General features: G+C 64.6%; 4 protein-coding genes. All 4 read left to right on the plus strand.

What is annotated here, in order from left to right:
• The first annotated feature begins 213 nt into the window (after window positions 1-213).
• The 4 genes from Aco03nite_RS36000 (at window position 214) to Aco03nite_RS36015 (ending at window position 3,861) form a co-directional block, all read left to right on the plus strand.
• Window positions 214-717, plus strand: coding sequence for a Jag family protein (locus Aco03nite_RS36000; RefSeq protein ID WP_373872662.1), 504 nt, complete (start codon window positions 214-216; stop codon window positions 715-717).
• 2 nt (window positions 718-719) lie between these two features.
• A complete protein-coding gene (gene rsmG, locus Aco03nite_RS36005; protein WP_239145719.1) occupies window positions 720-1,454 on the plus strand; it encodes a 16S rRNA (guanine(527)-N(7))-methyltransferase RsmG in 735 nt (244 codons plus the stop codon).
• 404 nt (window positions 1,455-1,858) lie between these two features.
• Window positions 1,859-2,818, plus strand: coding sequence for an AAA family ATPase (locus tag Aco03nite_RS36010; RefSeq protein WP_373872663.1), 960 nt, complete (start codon window positions 1,859-1,861; stop codon window positions 2,816-2,818).
• Window positions 2,815-3,861 (plus strand): ParB/RepB/Spo0J family partition protein, encoded by a 1,047-nt coding sequence (locus Aco03nite_RS36015; RefSeq protein ID WP_203804140.1) that lies wholly within the window; start codon window positions 2,815-2,817, stop codon window positions 3,859-3,861. The genes Aco03nite_RS36010 and Aco03nite_RS36015 overlap by 4 nt, the downstream gene beginning before the upstream one ends.
• Window positions 3,862-6,000: the final 2,139 nt, after the last annotated feature.

Here is a 6,000-nt window from a genome sequence, read left to right on the forward strand (position 1 = left end):
TCGCGGCCCGGGGCCTTTTGTGTCCCGGGCGCTCCTCTTGGCCCAGAGACCTCCCCGTTCCGGTGCACGCGGCCGGCGCGGGAAACAGCGGACCGACTCCGGTCGGGCCCGAGTGACAACGGAGATGAGACCGTGACCGACACCAGCACTCCCCCTTCGGCTGAGCCTTCCGAGGCGTCGGCCTCTCCCGAAGCGCCGGCTTCGTCCGAGGAGGTGGCTTCGTCCGAGGTCAAGAAGTCGGAGACCGTTGCCACCGATGGTGACCTGTTCCGCCAGAGCGAGATCGCCGCGGACTACATCGAGGGCCTGCTGGACATCCTCGACTACGACGGCGACATCGACGAGCTCGTCTCCGCGGGCCGGCCGATGGTCGAGGTCGTCGGTGGCCGGCTCCAGCCGCTCGTCGGCCAGCGGGGCGCCACCCTCGAAGCCCTCCAGGAACTCACCCGCCTGGCGATCTTCCGGGCCACCGGGTCGCCCAGCCGGCTCCTGCTCGACATCGGTGGCTACCGCGCCGCCCGTCGTAAGGAACTCGGTGCGGTCGCCCGCAACGCGGTCGAGAAGGTCAAGGAGCACGGCGATCCGGTACGCCTGGAGCCGATGTCCGCCTTCGAGCGCAAGTGCGTGCACGACGTGGTCAACGCGATCCCCGGCGTGCAGAGCGAGTCCGAGGGCGTCGAGCCGAGCCGGCGCATCGTCGTTCGGGTGGCGGACTGATCGTGATCGAGTCCCGCCACGACGCGGGTGACTCCGGCCCGGGCGTCACTGCGCCCGGGCCGTCGTCGTCCGCGATCGCATTCTTCGGTGATCGCCTCGATCTGGCCGACCGCTACGTTTCTCTTCTTGCCACCGATGGCGTCGTACGTGGATTGATCGGTCCCCGAGAGACGCCTCGGCTGTGGGAACGTCATCTCGTCAACTGCGGGGTGATGGAATCCCTCATTCCGCAGGGGGCGTCCGTGATCGACGTCGGCTCCGGCGCCGGGCTGCCCGGACTGGTGCTCGCGATCACCCGGCCCGACCTGACCGTCACGTTGGTGGAGCCGCTCGCTCGCCGTACGGTCTTCCTGGACGAGGCGGTCGCCTCGCTCGGATTGGGCAACGTGACCGTCGTACGCGGGCGGGCCGAAGAAGTTGATCTGCCGTTTGCCGATGTCGTCACGGCTCGGGCCGTTGCCGCGCTGGACAAGCTCGCCGGGTGGTGTCTGCCGCTGGCGGCCGTCGGTGGGCGCCTGCTCGCCATGAAGGGTTCCTCGGCCGCTGAGGAGATCGCCGCCGCTCAGAATGCGGTCGCGTCACTCGGCGGTGGCGAGGCGGTCATCCATTTGTGTGGGGTCGGCGTCATCGATCCGCCCACGACCGTGGTGGAGATCGTCAAGGAGCGGCACGTCGTACCCGGGTCCTCTTCGGCCCATCGTGCGGCTCCGTCGCGCGGCAAGTCGCGACGGCGGTAGTCCGATCACGGGTCTGCTCTCGAGGCCGCCTGTGGCGCTTTCAGGGCCGCTAGCGGTTCTTTGAGCTCGGCGTCCCGATCTTTCAGCGACCATTGGTTGACGATGGAGCGACGCAGGGCCATGGCAACACATGGCTGACACCCGTAGGCTGGCCGAATGTCGATAGTGTGGTCCGGTTCTCCGCATTGCCGGCCGACCTCTTCCTAACCTCAGTTCCTAACCACAGGGATGAAGCGGTGCATGAGTACGGTGTTTCACGTGAAACCGAGTCGCCTCTCGATAGGCCGTCGGGCTCTCTCGAAAGATCGTCGGGGATGAGCGTGGGCGGATCGCACGCCGGCGACGTTCCCCAGCCGCGCGCGGGGGGATACGAACTTCCGCAGACGTACGGGTATGGCACGCCTCTGCCAGCCCAGGCAGCCGGCGCTCCTGTTCCAGGGGTGCCGGTCCAGTCCACCGAACATGTTTCACGTGAAACGCCGGGCACGGATGAGGACGATCCGCCCCTTGCCATGGAAGCGTTGCGAGCTGTGCAGATCCTCAACCCGAGCGGCGAGATCATCATGCCGCGCCCAGACCACCCCCGGGTGATTTGCGTCGCCAACCAGAAGGGTGGCGTCGGGAAGACGACCACGACGGTCAACCTGGCTGTGGCGCTCGCGCTCCATGGCAACCGGGTGCTGGTGGTTGACCTTGACCCTCAGGGGAACGCCTCCACCGGCCTGAACGTCCCGCACCATGCCGGTGTGCCGGACGTCTACGACTGCCTGATCGACAACGTGCCGCTGGCCGAGGTCGCTCAGCAGGTCGAGGGCATCCCGAACCTCTACTGCGTGCCGGCGACCATCGACCTGGCCGGCGCCGAGATCGAGCTGGTCTCGGTGGTGGCCCGTGAGTCGCGGCTGAACCGGGCGATCACCAATCACCCGGAGAAGTTCGACTACGTCTTCATCGACTGCCCGCCGTCGCTGGGCCTCCTGACGGTCAACGCGTTGTGTGCCGCGCAGGAGGTGCTGATCCCGATTCAGTGCGAGTACTACGCGCTGGAAGGTCTCAATCAGCTGATCAACAACATCAACTTGGTGCGTCAGCACCTCAATCCCACCCTCGATGTCTCTACGATCTTGTTGACGATGTACGACCGGCGTACTCGTCTGGCAGATGCGGTGGAGCAGGATGTGCGGAACCACTTCGGCGCCAAGGTGCTGAACGCAGTGATCCCCCGGAACGTTCGGGTCTCGGAGGCACCGAGTTATGGCCAGTCGGTGATGACCTACGATCCGGGTTCACGAGGCGCCACGAGCTACTTCGAGGCGGCTCTGGAACTCGCTGTGCGTGGAGTCAACACTGGAGGGGCGGCATGAAGAACCGGCGGGGCGGCCTTGGCCGTGGCCTGGGCGCGCTGATTCCCACGACGCCAGTCGGCGAAGTGGCCGGCTCCGTCGAGGTGCTGCCCGAGCCGGTTGCGGACATTCCGGCCGTGCTTTCATCCTCCCCCTCTTCTTCGGTAGAGACGCCCGCTCCGCCCGTCTTCGAGGACGAACCGGGGGTGCTGCTCGCTCCGGTGCCCGGTGCGCGCTTTGCCGAACTGTTGGTTTCGGCCATCGAGCCGAACGCCAAACAGCCGCGGCACGTCTTCGACGAAGAAGCGCTGGAGGAGCTGAAAACCTCCATCCAGGAAGTCGGCTTCCTGCAGCCGATCGTCGTCCGGGACCTTGGCGACGGTCGGTACGAACTCGTCATGGGGGAGCGGCGGTGGCGTGCCGCCCAAGCCGTCGGCAAGGAGACCATTCCGGCCATCGTCCGGGACACCCCCGACGACGCGATGCTCCGGGACGCTCTCCTGGAGAACATTCATCGGGCCAACCTGAACCCGCTTGAAGAAGCGGCCGCCTATCAGCAGTTGCTGGAGGAGTTCGGGGCCACCCATGAGGAGCTGGCTCGGCGGATCGGGCGCAGTCGGCCGCAGATTTCCAACACCATTCGGCTGATGAATCTGCCAGCTGCAGTTCAGCGCCGGGTCGCCGCGGGTATCTTGTCTGCTGGGCACGCTCGGGCTCTGCTGGGGTTGGACAACGCTGCGGCTCAGGATGCTCTTGCCGAGCGGATCGTCAAAGAGCAGCTGTCGGTGCGGGCCACCGAGGAGATCGTGCACTTGGCCGCCTCGGACGACACCGTGGTCAAGAAGCCGACCGCGGCACGGCGGGCGAAGGTGCATGCGCCGGCTCTGAACGATCTGGCCGAGCGTTTGTCGGATCGCTTCGACACCCGGGTGAAGGTCGACATCGGCCGGAACAAGGGCAAGATCACTATCGAGTTCGCCACGGTCGACGACCTCGAACGGATAGTCGGCATGATCGGTGTCGAGGAGGAGGGCGCTCCCCGCGCCGGCGAGCCGGACGAGTAGCACCTCTCTGACCCTGGAAGGCGCGTGATGACATCACGCGCCTTCGCTGTTTCCGGGGTTTGGCAGCGACCAGACGGTTCTGTCAGAACGATTCTCCTGAGATTTCGCTCCCGCGACCGAAGCGCGCGGTTGAGTTTCGGAACGTCCTTCTTGTTATTTTTGTACATTTTGCAGAACTTTGATGGTCAGATCTGAGTAAACATCATTTTCGCCAATTCTGTGTTGTTTTGTGATTTGGTTGCGTGCGCACACTGGCTTAGATGTCGGGGCGAGAACGTGAAGACAGCTTTTGGCGAAGCGCTACGTTTCACGTGAAACTCAGCGCGTGAAATGGGCGGCATCGCGCCTCAGCACGTGAGTGGCGGCCAGCGCGGTGGGTGGTTGACGCTATGGCTGCCCAGCTTCAGTTTCGATAAGGCCTGAGGCTCGGTGGAACCGATGCTCGATACTTATCCCGCCAGCCGCCAGCCGCCAGCCGCCAGCCGCCAGCCGCCAGCCGCCAGCCGCCAGCCGCCAGCCGCCAGCCGCCAGCCGCGTGGCGCCCCGCGGCATGGTGTGGCGCGGTGCCAACCTTGAATCAATCCGAGCGGCTAGGTCGAGATACCTACTCAGATGACTCCGGTCTTCGCGTCTCCAGTGGGTGGGGTGTCAGTCGAGCGTCGTTTCACGTGAAACGCTCATCGGCTCGGTGGGCGCAGAGGCGTCGCTGGTACCCTGCCGAATTTTGCAATCGACTCGAGTTAGTGACCAGTGGCAATGTTGACCAAGCAAGATGGTGCGCGTTCTTCCCCTCGGCCTGCTCTGTCTGGCCGAGGAGCACTGCTACTGAAGATCCATCCTGAAGCCGGCCAATGAGTTATCGACCCGGCTTCGAGTCCGCTATCCATCCTCTTTGAGCCGAGGTGGGCAGCTAGCGGCGGGGCCTGGCGGGTAGCGCTCTCCAAGTCAAGGACACCGCTCAACCTCACCATCAAGCGATGCTCGACCGGCGGAACGGCGGGACGCGGTCGCCCGTTCATCGCACCCAGAGTGCGTTCGTGTCGTCGCTTGACGGAAAGACCACTCTCGAACCGGAGTGGCCACCTGGCTTAAGGATCCCGAGCTAGCTACGTGTGGAGTTGTCTATGAGCGCCGTCGTGACGAACTCCGCTCAACCAGTTCGTTCTCTTGGCTGGGCTGACCAAATTTTCAGGTTTTCACGCGTCGCCTACTTGTTTCACGTGAAACGACCGGCTTAGGTGTGCCCGGTGCCCGGTGCCCGGTGCCCGGTGCCCGGTGCCCGGTGCCCGGTGCCTCACCAAAGCACGACCGACAGCAAGATCATGGCGAGCGCCTTACCCGAATTGACTGGCCGCCCAAACCTGGCCCAAGCCCGTTGTGGATCACCTGGTTTGCCACGGGACGATGCCAATGAGGTCTGAGCTCGTTAGGAGCTAACTGATTCGGGTTCGTTAGCAGCCGGTAGATCCGGGCTTGGCAGGGGGCCGCCTTGAAGCTTTAGGCACAGAGCGCGGTCCCTGAAGTCGGTCTTGATCGATGCTAGCCAACCATCCTCTAGGCGTTCTGCACGCCAACTCCATCTCGCACGGCTTCGCGCGGCGGCGTCTAGCCCTCCGGGGGGCAAGCCGGGCTGATAGTGCAGCTTGATCTCCCCACCGTCAGCCAAGGCCGATCGTCGTCTACCCGCCCTGTCTGGAGTTCGCTATTCGGCGGCAACTCGAATTTTGGGCTAGGGAGCCATCCCGCATACGCCCGTCGGCATCGGGTGACAATCCCAAGACTCCAAGGGCAATAGGAGGCCGGCATCGCCAAGCGCATCGAGACGGCCGTCGTCAGCTCCATCCCAGTCTTGCTCCGCCGTGGCATCGAGACCGAAGATCAGACACACCTGAACCGTACGGGGTCGTGTTTCACGTGAAACACGACCCCGTCGACCAAGGACTGACGTGGGGGCCAATCGGGCTAGGCACTTCCAACAGCCAAGCACCGGATCCAGGAACCTCCCATTCCCGCCTTCCGGAGAAAGTCGATTGGTTCGTCAAGGACCGTGGGTCGGAACTCCGGGACGGACGTAAACGGGTTCCCCCTTTTTAGGCTGGCCCGCGGCTCAGTCGGATCGGACCAATGCGTAGTGAAGGG

Source organism: Actinoplanes couchii (assembly GCF_016862075.1).
Classification (GTDB): domain Bacteria; phylum Actinomycetota; class Actinomycetes; order Mycobacteriales; family Micromonosporaceae; genus Actinoplanes; species Actinoplanes couchii.